Origin of the sequence: Helicobacter pylori (genome assembly GCA_008032935.1) — a bacterium.
Classification (GTDB): Bacteria; Campylobacterota; Campylobacteria; order Campylobacterales; family Helicobacteraceae; genus Helicobacter; species Helicobacter pylori_CX.
Map to the genome: position 1 here is coordinate 709,385 of CP032039.1, position 13,713 is coordinate 723,097.

At 39.1% G+C, this 13,713-nt stretch carries 16 protein-coding genes; all 16 read left to right on the forward strand.

The window, feature by feature from the left end:
* Positions 1–10 precede the first annotated feature (10 nt).
* Entirely contained in the window at positions 11–1,522 is a 1,512-nt protein-coding gene (gene atpA, locus D2C78_03630) for a F0F1 ATP synthase subunit alpha (GenBank protein QEF35095.1), read from the forward strand.
* A 14-nt stretch (positions 1,523–1,536) separates the two neighbouring features.
* Entirely contained in the window at positions 1,537–2,442 is a 906-nt protein-coding gene (locus D2C78_03635) for a F0F1 ATP synthase subunit gamma (protein QEF35096.1), read from the forward strand.
* 23 nt (positions 2,443–2,465) lie between these two features.
* Positions 2,466–3,875, forward strand: a complete 1,410-nt coding sequence (gene atpD, locus D2C78_03640) for a F0F1 ATP synthase subunit beta (GenBank protein ID QEF35097.1) — start codon at positions 2,466–2,468, stop codon at positions 3,873–3,875.
* A 7-nt stretch (positions 3,876–3,882) separates the two neighbouring features.
* Positions 3,883–4,257 carry a F0F1 ATP synthase subunit epsilon gene (locus tag D2C78_03645; GenBank protein QEF35098.1) on the forward strand — a complete coding sequence of 125 codons (375 nt, stop codon included), beginning with the start codon at positions 3,883–3,885 and terminating at the stop codon, positions 4,255–4,257.
* A gap of 10 nt (positions 4,258–4,267) precedes the next feature.
* Positions 4,268–4,837, forward strand: coding sequence for a MotA/TolQ/ExbB proton channel family protein (locus D2C78_03650; protein ID QEF35099.1), 570 nt, complete (start codon positions 4,268–4,270; stop codon positions 4,835–4,837).
* A gap of 49 nt (positions 4,838–4,886) precedes the next feature.
* Positions 4,887–5,288 carry an ExbD/TolR family protein gene (locus D2C78_03655; GenBank protein ID QEF35100.1) on the forward strand — a complete coding sequence of 134 codons (402 nt, stop codon included), beginning with the start codon at positions 4,887–4,889 and terminating at the stop codon, positions 5,286–5,288.
* An 18-nt stretch (positions 5,289–5,306) separates the two neighbouring features.
* On the forward strand, positions 5,307–6,131 hold the full coding sequence (locus D2C78_03660; GenBank protein ID QEF35101.1) for a TonB C-terminal domain-containing protein: 825 nt from the start codon (positions 5,307–5,309) through the stop codon (positions 6,129–6,131).
* Positions 6,132–6,138: 7 nt separating this feature from the next.
* A complete protein-coding gene (gene tolB / locus D2C78_03665; GenBank protein ID QEF35102.1) occupies positions 6,139–7,380 on the forward strand; it encodes a Tol-Pal system protein TolB in 1,242 nt (413 codons plus the stop codon).
* 66 nt (positions 7,381–7,446) lie between these two features.
* Positions 7,447–7,986, forward strand: coding sequence for an OmpA family protein (locus D2C78_03670; protein QEF35103.1), 540 nt, complete (start codon positions 7,447–7,449; stop codon positions 7,984–7,986).
* Between the two features lie 7 nt (positions 7,987–7,993).
* A complete protein-coding gene (locus D2C78_03675) occupies positions 7,994–8,989 on the forward strand; it encodes a hypothetical protein (GenBank protein QEF35104.1) in 996 nt (331 codons plus the stop codon).
* Entirely contained in the window at positions 8,976–9,533 is a 558-nt protein-coding gene (locus D2C78_03680) for a peptidylprolyl isomerase (protein QEF35105.1), read from the forward strand. The genes D2C78_03675 and D2C78_03680 overlap by 14 nt, the downstream gene beginning before the upstream one ends.
* A 31-nt stretch (positions 9,534–9,564) precedes the next feature.
* Positions 9,565–9,771, forward strand: a complete 207-nt coding sequence (locus tag D2C78_03685) for a hypothetical protein (GenBank protein ID QEF35106.1) — start codon at positions 9,565–9,567, stop codon at positions 9,769–9,771.
* A 36-nt stretch (positions 9,772–9,807) separates the two neighbouring features.
* The gene (locus tag D2C78_03690; GenBank protein QEF35107.1) at positions 9,808–10,038 is read left to right on the forward strand and encodes a flagellar biosynthesis anti-sigma factor FlgM; all 231 of its coding nucleotides are present in this window, start codon (positions 9,808–9,810) and stop codon (positions 10,036–10,038) included.
* A 161-nt stretch (positions 10,039–10,199) separates the two neighbouring features.
* Positions 10,200–11,138: a DNA cytosine methyltransferase gene (locus tag D2C78_03695; GenBank protein ID QEF35807.1), complete on the forward strand. Its 939-nt coding sequence runs from the start codon at positions 10,200–10,202 to the stop codon at positions 11,136–11,138.
* A gap of 129 nt (positions 11,139–11,267) precedes the next feature.
* Positions 11,268–11,702 (forward strand): hypothetical protein, encoded by a 435-nt coding sequence (locus D2C78_03700; GenBank protein QEF35108.1) that lies wholly within the window; start codon positions 11,268–11,270, stop codon positions 11,700–11,702.
* 1 nt (position 11,703) lies between these two features.
* Positions 11,704–13,524, forward strand: a complete 1,821-nt coding sequence (gene flgK, locus D2C78_03705) for a flagellar hook-associated protein FlgK (GenBank protein ID QEF35109.1) — start codon at positions 11,704–11,706, stop codon at positions 13,522–13,524.
* Positions 13,525–13,713 lie beyond the last annotated feature (189 nt).

A 13,713-nucleotide genomic window follows, 5' to 3' on the forward strand; every position in this document is an offset into this window, starting at 1 on the left:
GATAAAGATAATGTCCCAACTAAAATTGGAAGAAATCAGCTCGGTTATTGAAGAAAAAATCAAGAATTTTGAACTTGATTGCGATATGGCTCAAGTAGGAAAAGTCGTTTCATACGCTGATGGTGTGGCTAAGGTTTATGGCTTAAATGGTGTGATGTCGTATGAAGTGCTGGAGTTTGAAACAGGGGATAAAGGCGTTGCGGCTAACTTAGAAGAAGATAGCGTTGGCGTGATTGTGTTTGGTTTTGGCAACAATATTAAAGAGGGGACTAGCGTTAAACGCACGAAGAGTTTGATGAAAGTTCCTGTTGGCGATGCGGTTGTAGGGCGTGTGCTAAACGCTTTGGGTGAGCCTATTGATGGCAAGGGCGAGATAGAAACGAATGAGTTCAGTCTCATCGAGCAAAAAGCCCCGGGCATTATGGACAGGAAATCGGTGCATGAGCCTTTGCAAACAGGCATTAAAGCCATTGATGCGTTGGTGCCTATTGGGCGCGGGCAAAGGGAATTGATTATTGGGGATAAACAAACCGGTAAAACCACCGTAGCGATCGATGCGATCATTAACCAAAAAGGGCAAAATGTGATCTGTATCTATGTGGCTATTGGGCAAAAAGAATCCACTGTCGCGCAAGTGGTCCGCAAATTAGAAGAATATGGGGCGATGGAATACAGCGTCGTGATCAACGCTTCGGCTTCAGATTCAGCTGCGATGCAATATTTAGCCCCTTATTCAGGTGTGGCTATGGGGGAATACTTTAGAGATCATGCCCGCCATGCCTTAATCGTTTATGATGATTTGAGTAAGCATGCTGTCGCTTACAGAGAGATTTCTTTGATTTTGAGAAGACCCCCAGGTAGGGAGGCTTTTCCTGGAGATGTGTTTTATATCCACTCACGGCTTTTAGAAAGAGCGGCTAAACTTTGCGATGAAAAGGGTGCCGGCTCTTTGACCGCACTCCCTATTGTGGAAACTCAAGCGGGCGATGTTTCAGCTTATATCCCTACGAATATCATTTCTATTACAGACGGGCAAATTTTCTTAGAAACGGATTTGTTTTATTCAGGGATCCGCCCGGCTATCAATGTGGGCTTATCGGTTTCAAGGGTTGGAGGGGCCGCTCAAATCAAAGCGACCAAGCAGGTTTCAGGGACTTTGCGCCTGGATTTAGCGCAATACAGAGAGTTGCAAGCCTTCACGCAATTCGCTTCTGATTTAGATGAAGCGAGTAAAAAACAATTAGAAAGGGGGCAACGCATGGTAGAAGTGTTGAAACAAGCCCCTTATTCGCCCTTGCCTATTGAAAAGCAAGTGGTCATTATTTATGCTGGGGCTAAGGGCTTTTTAGACAGCGTGAGCGTGAAAAAAGTCGTGGATTTTGAAGAGCAACTGCACCCTTTCTTGGAAGCAAAATACCCCCAAGTTTTAGAAGAAATCCACACTAAAAAAGCGCTAGATAAGGATTTAGAAGCCATGCTAAGAAAAGTCTTAGAGGAATTTAAGCTCACTTATAGCGAGTAGGAGACGGCTAGAATATGGCGAATTTAAGAGATATTAGAAAGAAAATTGGAAGCGTTAAAAACACGCAAAAAATCACGCATGCGATGAAACTCGTTTCCACTTCCAAGCTAAGAAAAGCCGAAGAAGTTGCAAGAAATTCCAGAGCGTATGCACTAAAACTAGACGCTGTGTTTGATGATGTGCTATCCAAGATGAAAAATCAAGGGATTGAAGACATTCAAAGCAAGTATTTTAGGGAACTAGAAAGACTTGAAATCAAAAAAGTGGATATTATTTTTATCACAGCCGATAAGGGGCTTTGTGGGGGCTTTAACACCAATACCATTAAAAAAGTTTTAGCATGCACGAATGAATACAAAGAAAAAGACATTAAAGTGCGTTTGCGCGGTATTGGTAAAAAGGGTAATGAGTATTTTAGTTTTAATGGGATAGAGGTTTTAGACAAGATCAATAATTTGAGTTCTATGCCTAATTATGAACGCGCGCAGGAATTCATGAAAAAAGTGGTAGAGGATTATTTGAGTGGGAAAACCGATAAGGTGATTATCATTCATAATGGCTTTAAAAACATGATCAGCCAAGAAATAAGAGTCAAAACAATTTTGCCTATTGGGTATAAAATCATCCACCAAAACCCTCAGCCTAATGAGACGCAAGAGACTATTACTAGCGAGCCAAGCGGGAGTGAAGATGAAATTTTAGACTCTTTGGCAGAAAAATATGTGGAGTATAATTTATACTATGCTTTGATTGATTCTTTAGCCGCAGAGCATAGCGCTAGAATGCAGGCTATGGATACAGCGACGAATAACGCTAAAGATTTGGTTAAAACTTTAACCATTTCTTATAATAAAGCCAGACAAGAGGCGATTACGACCGAGCTAGTAGAAATCAATGCTGGCGTAGAAGCCCTAAAATAAAAATTACATTAAAATAAGGAGCGATGAAAGCGATGGAAGGTAGAATCATTCAGGTTTTAGGCCCGGTGGTAGATGTGGAGTTTGAATCCTATCTACCGGCGATTTTTGAAGCGTTAGACATTAATTTTGAAGTCAATGGCACTCAAAAAGCTTTAGTTTTAGAGGTGGCAGCCCATTTGGGCGGTAATCGGGTGCGAGCGATTGCTATGGATATGACAGAAGGCTTAGTGCGTAACCAAGTGGTGAAGGCTCGCAGCAAAATGATTGAAGTGCCTGTGGGCGAAGAAGTGTTAGGGCGCATTTTTAATGTTGTGGGCGAGAGTATTGACAATTTAGAGCCTCTTAAGCCGTCCTTAACTTGGCCCATTCACAGAAAAGCCCCTAGTTTTGAGCAGCAAAGCACTAAAACAGAAATGTTTGAAACCGGCATTAAAGTCATTGACTTGCTCGCGCCTTATTCTAAGGGCGGTAAAGTAGGTTTGTTTGGTGGGGCTGGCGTAGGCAAAACGGTGATCATTATGGAGCTTATCCACAATGTGGCTTATAAGCATAACGGGTATTCGGTGTTTGCAGGTGTGGGGGAGCGCACCAGAGAAGGGAACGATCTGTATTTTGAGATGAAAGAAGGGGGCGTTTTAGACAAAGTCGCGCTGTGCTATGGGCAAATGAATGAGCCACCAGGCGCGAGGAACCGCATCGCATTCACCGGCTTGACAATGGCGGAGTATTTTCGTGATGAAAAGGGCTTAGACGTGTTGATGTTCATTGATAACATCTTTAGATACGCTCAAAGCGGTGCGGAAATGAGTGCGCTATTGGGTCGTATCCCTTCAGCCGTGGGGTATCAGCCCACGCTAGCCGGGGAAATGGGGAAACTTCAAGAGCGTATCGCTTCCACTAAAAATGGCTCTATCACTTCCGTTCAAGCGGTGTATGTGCCGGCCGATGACTTAACTGATCCAGCTCCTGCTTCGGTGTTTGCGCATTTGGATGCGACTACAGTATTGAACAGAAAGATCGCTGAAAAAGGGATTTATCCTGCAGTTGATCCTTTGGATTCCACTTCAAGGATTTTAAGCCCTCAAATGATCGGCGAGAAGCACTATGAAATCGCTACCGGTATCCAGCAAGTTTTACAAAAATATAAGGATCTGCAAGATATTATTGCGATTTTGGGATTGGACGAATTGAGCGAAGAGGATAAAAAAACGGTTGAAAGGGCCAGAAAAATTGAGAAGTTTTTATCCCAGCCGTTTTTTGTGGCTGAAGTGTTTACGGGAAGTCCCGGTAAGTATGTGACTCTCCAAGAGACTTTAGAGGGCTTTGGAGGGATTTTAGAAGGTAAATACGATCATATTCCTGAGAACGCGTTTTACATGGTGGGCAGCATTCAAGAGGTTTTAGAAAAAGCTAAAAACATGAAAAATTCCTAAGGGTTTTGTGATGGCTTTGTTGAAAATTAGTGTGGTAGTTCCTGAGGGGGAAGTTTATACAGGAGAGGTTAAAAGCGTTGTGTTGCCAGGAGTTGAAGGGGAATTTGGGGTGCTTTATGGGCATAGCAACATGATCACCTTGCTTCAGGCGGGAGTGGTTGAGATTGAAACTGAAAATCAAAAAGAGCACATTGCGATCAATTGGGGCTATGCAGAAGTTACTAATGAACGGGTGGATATTTTAGCCGATGGGGCAGTCTTTATTAAAAAAGAATCAGACGACAGAGACGATGCTATCTCTAGGGCTAAAAAGCTTTTAGAGGACGCAAGCTCTGACAGGTTAGCGGTCTCTAGCGTGCTCGCTAAGATTGAGTCTCTTTAAGGGGATAATCATGTTAGATTCAATCGTTTATTTTTTCAATAAGAGCGGGTTTGTTACCACGCTTGTTTTAGTTTGGATTTCGCTCTATTTGGTGATGACTTTATGGGTGTTTTTGTATAAGAGCATTGTGTTAAAGATTGAACTCAAGCGCGAGATGCAATCTTTGTCTAACATTCTTAATGGGGCGCAAGACGCTCCAGAGCATTTCATGTTTAATAAAAAAAGAAATGATGAAACCAAAAGGTATTCTAATGAATTGTTGCAGGCTTGGAAACACCAGGTTCTTAAGCAAAGCACGACGGGTTTAGTGGTATTGAGCATCATCTCTTCTACAGCCCCCTTTATTGGTTTGTTTGGAACGGTGGTTGAAATTTTAGAAGCGTTTAACAATTTGGGCGCGTTAGGTCAAGCTTCTTTTGGGGTGATCGCACCCATTATTTCTAAGGCTCTTATCGCCACCGCTGCAGGTATTTTAGCGGCCATTCCAGCCTATTCTTTTTACTTGATTTTAAAACGCAAGGTGTATGATTTATCGGTTTATGTGCAGATGCAAGTGGATATTTTGTCTTCTAAAAAATAAAGCTTTAAGGGGATTTTATATATCTTAAATAGGGAGTTAGAAGGTTTTTATGAATTATGATAACTATTGGGATGAAGACAAGCCAGAACTCAATATCACGCCTTTAGTGGATGTGATGCTTGTTTTATTGGCTATTCTTATGGTAACGACGCCCACTCTTACTTATAAAGAAGAGATTGCTTTGCCTTCTGGTTCAAAAACTGCTAGAGCCACTCAAGATAAAATGATAGAGATTCGCATGGATAAAGACGCAAAAATCTATATAGATAGTCAAACCTATGAATACAACTCTTTCCCGGATACTTTCAACTTGCTTTCTAAGAAATACGATAAAGATACTAGGGTTAGTATCCGCGCGGACAAACGATTGACTTATGACAAAGTGATTTATTTGTTAAAAACGATTAAAGAAGCGGGTTTTTTAAAAGTTTCTTTAATTACAAGTCCTTAAAAAGTAGGGCTAATTTGCATGAGTAAGAGCGCGATCTTTGTTGTTTCTGGCTTTTTAGCGTTTTTGCTCTATGCTTTGTTATTATATGGTTTGTTGCTAGAAAGGCATAATAAAGAAGCGGAGAAAATCCTTTTGGATTTGGGCAAAAAAAACGAACAAGTCATTGATTTGAATTTAGAAGATTTGCCAAGCGATGAAAAAAAAGATGAAAAAATCGCTGAAAAAGCAGAAGAAAAAAAAGATGAAAAAGCAGTTGAAAAAAACGCAACTGATAAGGAGGGCGATTTTATTGATCCTAAAGAACAAGAAGAAAGCCTTGAAAATATTTTTTCTTCACTCAATGATTTTCAAGAAAAGACAGACGCAAACGCTCAAAAAGATGATCAAAAAAATGAGCAAGAAGAAGAGCAAAGGCGTTTAAAAGAACAGCAACGCTTAAAGCAAAACCAAAAAAATCAAGAGATGTTGAAAGGTTTGCAACAGAATTTGAATCAATTCGCGCAAAAACTAGAAAGCGTTAAAAACAAGACTTTGGATTTGCAAATCCCTAAACAAGATGGGGTTGATGAAAAGGCTTATCAAGAGTGGTATGCTCAAATCTATCAGATTTTATATAAAGGTTGGAAAGGGGTTTTTTATCACAAGGCTTCAGTGAGCGCTCTGATTATGATCACTAAAGATGGGGAGTTTGATTATACCATTCTTAGCTACTCTGATTTTAAGGATTATAACAAGAGTGTGATGACCCTTTTAAATGATTTAAAGAAAGTGGATTTTCCCCCATATCCTGGAGGCAACATGATTTCTATTCAAGTTAATTTCACCACTAAGGAAGAACAATGAGGTATTTATGGCTTTTTTAATATATACTATAGGGCTTTTTGCAACGGATAAAACACTAGATATTATTAAAACCATTCAAAAACTTCCTAAGATTGAAGTGCGCTACTCTATAGATAACGATGCCAATTACGCTTTAAAATTGCATGAAGTCTTAGCGAATGATTTAAAGACTAGCCAGCATTTTGATGTTTCTCAAAACAAGGATCAAGGCGCTATCAATTACGCAGAACTCAAGGATAAAAAAGTCCATCTTGTAGCGTTGGTGAGCGTGGCGGTAGAAAACGGCAATAAAATTTCACGATTAAAACTTTATGATGTCAATACAAGCGCTCTTGTTAAAACTTTTGACTACCCCATTTTAAGTTTAGATCTATACCCTTTTGCAGCACACAACATGGCCATTGTGGTGAATGATTATTTAAAAGCCCCTTCTATCGCTTGGATGAAGCGCCTTATTGTTTTTTCTAAATACATTGGACCAGGAATCACAAATATCGCCTTAGCCGATTATACGATGCGTTATCAAAAAGAAATCATCAAAAACAACCGACTCAATATCTTCCCTAAATGGGCGAACGCTGAGCAAACGGAGTTTTATTACACGCAGTATGGCGAAAGAACGCCCATGATTTTAAAATACAACATTCAAAAAGCCACTCATGAGAATATCGCTAGCTCTCAAGGAATGGCTGTGGTCTCTAGCGTGAGTTCTGATGGCTCTAAAATTTTAATGTCTTTAGCCCCTGATGGCCAACCGGATGTGTATTTGTATGACACGCATAAAAAAACTAAAACTAAAATAACGCGCTATCCGGGGATAGATGTTTCAGGAGTGTTTTTAGAAGATAACAAGTCTATGGCTTTTGTTTCGGATAGATCCGGTTATCCTAACATCTATATGAAGAAATTGGGGTTAAAAGAGAGTGCGGAGCAACTCCTTTATGAAGGAAGAAGCAATGAATCCATTGACGCTTATAAAGATAGTATTGTGTATGTGAGCCGGGAAAATCTTAATGAATTTGGCAAAACGGTGTTTAATTTGAATCTGATCACCTTAAATAGCAAATATATCCGCAGGCTTACCGTGAATGGCTCTAACCAGATGCCTCGTTTTTCTATGGATGGGAGAAATATCATGTATATCAAAAAGACACCCCAAGAATACGCCATGGGGCTTATTTTGCTAGATTATAATCAGAGTTTTTTATTCCCTTTAAAGAATGTGAAAATACAAGCCTTTGATTGGTAAGGTTAAATTAAGCGAATGTGAGTTAATATTTACATTTATTAAAATTTGATTCTTGGAGAATTTATAATGAAGAGATCTTCTGTATTTAGTTTCTTGGTAGCTTTTTTATTGGTAGCTGGCTGTAGTCATAAAATGGATAATAAGACTGTGGCTGGTGATGTGAGTGCTAAAACGGTTCAGACTGCACCTGTTACTACAGAACCAGCTCCAGAGAAAGAAGAGCCTAAACAAGAGCCAGCTCCAGTGGTTGAAGAAAAGCCGGCTGTTGAGAGCGGGACTATCATCGCTTCTATTTATTTTGATTTTGACAAGTATGAGATCAAAGAATCCGATCAAGAGACTTTAGATGAGATCGTGCAAAAAGCTAAAGAAAACCACATGCAAGTGCTTTTGGAAGGCAATACCGATGAATTTGGCTCTAGCGAATACAACCAAGCGCTTGGCGTTAAAAGGACTTTGAGCGTGAAAAACGCTTTAGTCATTAAAGGGGTAGAAAAAGATATGATCAAAACCATCAGTTTTGGTGAAACCAAACCCAAATGCGCCCAAAAAACTAGAGAATGTTACAAAGAAAACAGAAGAGTGGATGTCAAATTAGTGAAGTAATTCTAGGATGAAAAGGCTTTTTTTTATCCCTTTTATCGCTCCCTTTTTTCTCAATGGGGAGCCTTCAGCGTTTGATTTACAAAGCGGAGCTACCAAAAAAGAACTCAAGCAGTTGCAAATCAATAGTAAGAATTTTTCTAATATTTTGACCAAAATCCATTCGCAAGTAGAGGCTAACACTCAAGCTCAAGAGGGTCTAAGGAGCGTTTATGAAGGGCAGGCTAATAAGATTAAAGATCTCAATAACGCTATCCTTTCCCAAGAAGAATCCTTGCGAGCCTTAAAAGCTTCGCAAGAAGTGCAGGCTAACACATTAAAGCAGCAATCGCAAACTTTAGAGGATTTGAGGAATGAGATTCACGCTAACCAGCAAGCTATCCAGCAGTTAGACAAGCAAAACAAAGAGATGAGTGAATTATTGACCAAGTTAAGCCAGGATTTGGTTTCACAAATCGCCTTAATCCAAAAAGCCCTCAAAGAACAAGAGGAAAAAGCTGAAAAGCCGCTCAAATCAAGCGTTCCGGCCAATAAAAACCCCTCTTTAAAAGCCGAAGCCCCAAAAAATCAAGAGAAAAAAACCCAAGAAAAGGCGAAAGTGGAGTTTGATAAAGATTTGTCCAAGCAAAAAGAGATTTTTCAAGAAGCCCTGTCTTTTTTTAGAAACAAATCCTATGCAGAAGCTAAAGAGCGTTTGTTGTGGTTAGAAGCCAATAGTTACAGACTTTATTATGTGCGTTATGTTCTTGGAGAAGTGGCTTATGGAGAAAAGAGATATAAAGAAGCGATCAAGTATTACAAAGAGAGCGCTCTTTTAAATAAAAAAGCGTCTTACATGCCTGTGCTTTTGTGGCATACGGCATGGTCGTTTAAAAAAATCAAAGACGATCAAAACTATTATAAATTTTTAAACACTTTGCAGCACTTGTATCCTTCAAGCGAACAAGCTAAAATGGCGCAAAAAATCTTAGAAAACAAGGAGAAACACCACCATGCAAAACCATGATTTAGAATCAATCAAACAAGCCGCTTTGATTGAATATGAAGTGAGGGAGCAGGGCTCTAGCATTGTGCTAGATGGCAATATTTCTAAAGAGCCTTTAGAGTTTATTATAGGCGCTAATCAGATCATAGCAGGGTTAGAAAAGGCGGTATTAAAGGCTCAAATTGGCGAGTGGGAAGAGGTTGTTATCGCCCCAGAGGAAGCTTATGGGGTTTATGAAAGCAGCTATTTGCAAGAAGTCCCTAGAGATCAATTTGAAGGCATTGAATTAGAAAAAGGCATGAGCGTTTTTGGGCAAACTGAAGACAATCAAACCATTCAAGCCACTATCAAAGACTTTAGCAACACGCATGTGATGGTGGATTATAACCACCCGTTAGCTGGGAAAACTTTAGCGTTTCGTTTCAAGGTTTTAGGTTTTAGAGAAGTGAGCGAAGAAGAAATTTTAGCTTCACACCATGGCGGTGGGACAGGTTGCTGTGGCGGTCATGGGGGTCATGGCGGAAAGAAAGGTGGGGGTTGTGGTTGCTCATGTTCGCATGGGTAGTAAGGTATAGGAGTCTTTAAAAGGCAAGGTCATGAATGGTTCTAATCTCAAGAATTGGCTATTCCCTACCATTTGCTTTTTTTTGTTTTGTTATATTTTAATTTTTTTGATGTTTTTTATGTTTAAAAGTTTGCAATCGCAATCTTTTGGCTCTGTGGCAGAAACCGGAAAAAAACCCATCACCACCACCAAGAAATTTGGTAAGGAATTGCAAAAACAGATTTCAAAAATCCATTAACTTTTTTTCTTTTTTGCCGATACTTGCTGTAATGGAATGAATATCAAATTAAAGGATTTTACAATGATTAATGCCGTTTCTTCTCTTGCTCCGGTGCAGTCTTTGGGGAATTATAAGCGTGTGGAAAAGAATGAAAAAGTTGAAAACAATGAGGCCGCTCTTGATAGGGTAGCTGAGATCAAGAAAGCGATTGAAAATAACCAGTATAAAATCAACTTGCATGAGACTTCTCACAAAATGGCACAGGATTTATTGGGGATAAGCTAGGGGGTTTAAGGGCTTCATTTCTAGGGGGTTTATTCTTGCTGTGATTTTGCTTTTCATTAAATTTTAGTTTCTCTGTGTTTTAAAATGAGTTTGTTGCTTTCTTAAATAGGGCATGTTTTTAGTCGTGTGTTAGGAATGATTGATTGGGGATTTTAACTTTCATGGATTTTTGCTCTGGTATTGGTGGAGGCCGTTTGGGCTTGGAGCAATGCCATTTAAAATGCGTAGGGCATGCCGAAATCAATCATGAAGCTCTTAGAACTTATGAATTATTTTTTAAAGATACCCATAATTTTGGGGATTTGATGCGAATCAATCCTAATGATTTACCCGATTTTGATGCGCTCATTAGTGGGTTTCCTTGTCAAGCTTTTTCTATCAATGGCAAAAGGAAGGGGCTTGAAGATGAAAGAGGGACTATTATTTATGGGATTATTCGTATCTTAAAAGTCAAACAGCCCAAATGTTTCTTGCTTGAAAACGTTAAGGGCTTGATCCATCATAAGCAACAAGAAACTTTTAAAACCATTATCAAAGCCCTACAAGAAGTGGGTTATACAACTTATTATCAAATTTTAAACAGCGCTGATTTCCAATTAGCCCAAAAGAGAGAACGCCTTTATATCGTAGGGTTTAGGAAGGATTTGAAACACCCATTTAATTTCCCTTTAGGTTTAGCCAATGATTATTATTTTGAAGATTTTTTAGACGCAGATAATGAGTGTTATTTGGATGTGAGTAACGCTATTTTTCAAAGATACTTGTACAACCCATACAACCATAACCGGGTTTTTTTAGAGAATATCTTAACTTTAGAAAACGCTGTTTTAGACACAAGACAATCTGATTTAAGGTTGTATTTTAATGTTTTTCCTACTTTAAGGACTTCTCGGCATGGTTTGTTTTATACCCAAAAAGGCAAAATCAAAAAATTAAACGCTATTGAAAGCTTGCTTTTGCAAGGATTTCCTAGGGATTTGATCGCTAAGATTAAAAATAATCCACATTTTAAAGAAAGCCATTTGCTATCCCAAGCAGGGAATGCGATGAGCGTGAATGTGATTGCTGCAATCGCTAAACAAATGTTAAAGGCGATTTAAAAAGGGAGCTTTAAGGGGAGAATGATTCCAAAATACCCCCTATCCCCTTAAAAAATTGGGTTTTATCATAAAATAAAATGGCATAGTATTTGCTTGAATACGGCTGAAACAAGAGCCAAAGGATTTGTTATGGTCGTTTTACATTCTCATTTAGAAAACGCGCTCAACCAATTGAAAGCATTGATTGATTTAACGGAGCGCGATATAAGAGACATCAAGCTCGCTAAACATGCCGAAATTTTTGAAAGAAACCATCAAAAACAGTTAGCGATTCAAGCTTTTGAAAAAGAAAAAGCAAATATAGATGCGCAAATGTTATCTTTAAAAAACCAATTCCCTAATAAAGAAATGAGTGGATTGTTAGACGAAAAAACGAGCGATTTTTTAAACCAAATGCGAGAGTCCTTGCTTGTTTTGAAAGAAAAAAACTTGATTTATTCGCGCATGGCGTTTGCGGTTTCTGAGTTTTATTCTTCGCTCATCCAACAAATCATTCCCCATGACACTTGCGACTATAAAGGCTCTAGGCATGTGGGGAGCCATTTTTTAAGAGTGCAGGCGTAAAATGGGCGGGATTTTATCTTCACTCAACGCTTCTTACACCGGCCTACAAGCCCATCAAAGCATGGTGGATGTTACGGGGAATAATATTTCTAACGCTAGCGATGAATTTTATAGCCGCCAGCGCGTGATTGCAAAGCCTCAAGAGGCTTACATGTATGGCACTAAAAACGTGAATATGGGCGTGGATGTAACAGCCATTGAAAGGGTGCATGATGAGTTTGTTTTTTCTCGTTACACGAAGGCTAATTACGAAAACACTTATTACGATACAGAGTTTTCGCATTTAAAGGAAGCGAGCGCGTATTTTCCGGACATTGATGAAGCGAGCCTTTTTACGGATTTGCAAGATTATTTTAATTCATGGAAAGAATTGTCTAAAAACGCCAAAGACTCCGCTCAAAAACAAGCCCTTGCGCAAAAAACAGAAGCTTTAACGCACAACATTAAAGACACCAGAGAAAGATTAACGACCTTACAGCACAAGGCGAGTGAAGAATTAAAAAGCGTGATTAAAGAAGTCAATAGCTTGGGTTCTCAAATCGCTCAAATCAACAAACGCATCAAAGAAGTGGAAAACAACAAAAGCTTAAAGCATGCGAATGAATTAAGGGATAAGCGAGATGAATTAGAATTCCATTTGCGAGAGCTTTTAGGGGGGAATGTTTTCAAAAGCAGCATTAAAACCCATTCGCTCACCGATAAAGACTCAGCGGATTTTGATGAGAGCTATAACCTTAATATTGGGCATGGGTTCAATATCATTGATGGTTCTATTTTCCATCCTTTAGTGGTTAAAGAATCCGAAAATAAAGGGGGTTTGAACCAAATCTATTTTCAAAGCGATGATTTTAAGCTCACTAATATTACTGACAAGCTCAATCAGGGGAAAGTGGGGGCGTTATTGAATGTGTATAATGACGGCTCTAACGGGACTTTAAAGGGCAAATTACAAGATTATGTTGATTTGTTGGATTCTTTTGCTAGGGGCTTGATAGAATCCACTAATGCGATTTACGCTCAAAGCGCGAGCCATCATATTGAGGGCGAGCCTGTGGAGTTTAACAGCGATGAAGCCTTTAAAGACACGAACTACAATATCAAAAACGGCTCGTTTGATTTAATCGCTTACAACACCGATGGTAAAGAAATCGCCAGGAAAACCATTGCTATCACACCCATTACAACCATGAACGATATTATCCAAGCCATTAACGCTAACACCGATGACAATCAAGATAATAACACCGAAAACGATTTTGATGATTATTTCACAGCGAGCTTTAACAATGAGACTAAAAAGTTTGTTATCCAGCCTAAAAACGCTTCGCAAGGGTTGTTTGTCTCTATGAAAGATAACGGCACGAATTTTATGGGAGCGTTAAAACTCAACCCTTTTTTTCAAGGCGATGACGCTTCCAATATCAGCTTGAATAAAGAATACAAAAAAGAGCCTACCACTATCCGCCCATGGCTTGCTCCCATTAACGGGAATTTTGATGTGGCGAACATGATGCAGCAATTGCAATACGATAGCGTGGATTTCTATAACGACAAGTTTGACATTAAACCCATGAAAATCAGCGAGTTTTATCAATTTTTAACCGGTAAAATCAACACGGACGCTGAAAAATCCGGGCGTATTTTGGACACTAAAAAGAGCATGTTAGAGACCATTAAAAAAGAGCAACTCTCTATTTCGCAAGTGAGCGTGGATGAAGAAATGCTGAATCTAATCAAGTTTCAAAGCGGTTATGCGGCTAACGCTAAGGTCATTACCGCTATTGATCGGATGATAGACACTTTATTGGGGATTAAACAATAATTTTTCTACCCATAGCGTTTTTATCAAATAAGCCTTGTTTAACTTATTTTTTAAACTCTATTTATTTTAAAACTCATTTTTGAGCCTTCTTTATAACCAGCACTCAAACAATTAATAGCATCATGTAAGCTATAAGCGAGAGGGTGTTTTGTAAAGCTTGTGTTATAATAACAACGAAATTTTAAGCGT